Source organism: Streptomyces sp. SID3343 (assembly GCF_009865215.1).
Taxonomy (GTDB): Bacteria; Actinomycetota; Actinomycetes; order Streptomycetales; family Streptomycetaceae; genus Embleya.
On sequence record NZ_WWJX01000902.1, the window covers coordinates 1 to 452 of the forward strand.

At 68.4% G+C, this 452-nt stretch carries 1 protein-coding gene; it reads right to left on the bottom strand.

The genetic code is table 11. The features are described 5' to 3' along the window. Positions 1–249: 249 nt before the first annotated feature. The coding region (locus tag GT354_RS27800; RefSeq protein WP_237535518.1) for a hypothetical protein at positions 250–452 on the bottom strand (203 nt) is incomplete at its 5' end.

A 452-nucleotide genomic window follows, 5' to 3' on the forward strand; every position in this document is an offset into this window, starting at 1 on the left:
GTTGGCCGTACTCGCGCGCGTCCGCCAAATGCAGGTCACGCCGCTCGGAGGTGAACTTGCGCATGCCCGCCTCGGTGAACAGTTCGTCCACCGTCACCGTCATCGTCTTCGTCTCGGTCATCGCCTTGTCCGTCCTCGTGCTCGGGATGCTGATGTGGGTCGGTCGTGCGGCGCGCGGCGCCTTCGCCCGCCACCGGAACGCGGTGTGCGCGTCCCGGGAGCGAACGGAGCCGTCTGCGTTTGTGCTGGTCAGTCCCGGTCGCGCTCGGCGTCGCGGGCGGCGTCCTTCTCGTCCATCTCGGCCATGAACGCGGTGAGCTCGTTCATGTCCATCTCCTCGTAGGCCGCGTGCATCTCCTCCATCTCCCGGCGGTGCGCCGCCGCGGCGGTGTCCTCGAAGTCCTCGAATTCGCCCATGGGTTCCTCCTCCTTGATGCGGGCGGGAACGCGCG